At 64.4% G+C, this 418-nt stretch carries 1 protein-coding gene; it reads right to left on the bottom strand.

The window, feature by feature from the left end:
- The coding region (locus ODJ79_RS46805; RefSeq protein WP_263030211.1) for a response regulator at positions 1 to 418 on the bottom strand (418 nt) is incomplete at both ends.

Genomic DNA, 418 nt, shown 5'->3' with positions numbered 1-418 from the left:
ACGTAGTTCTTCACCGTCTTCTCCGCCAGGAACATCCGGCCCGCGATCTCCCGATTCGTCAGACCCTCCGCGATGAACTCCAGAATCCGCCGCTCCTGATCGGTCAACCCCGCCAACTCCCGCGGCTGCTCCACCCCATGCCGGATCCGCTCCAACACCCGCTGCGTCACCGCCGGATCCAGCAACGACTGCCCCTCCGCCACCCGCCGCACCGCATCCACCAGATCCGTACCCCGGATCTGCTTCAACACATAACCCGCCGCCCCCGCCATGATCGCCGCGAACAGCGCCTCATCATCCTCGTACGAGGTCAGAATCAACCCCTTGATCGTCGAATCCACCGCCCGCACATCCCGGCACACATCGATGCCATTGCCATCCGGCAACCGCGCATCCAGGATCATCACGTCCGGACGGA

Source organism: Actinoplanes sp. KI2 (assembly GCF_025630775.1).
Taxonomy (GTDB): domain Bacteria; phylum Actinomycetota; class Actinomycetes; order Mycobacteriales; family Micromonosporaceae; genus Actinoplanes.
The sequence above is the reverse complement of the archived record's forward strand: the minus strand, read 5'-3'. Positions and strand labels throughout refer to the sequence as shown.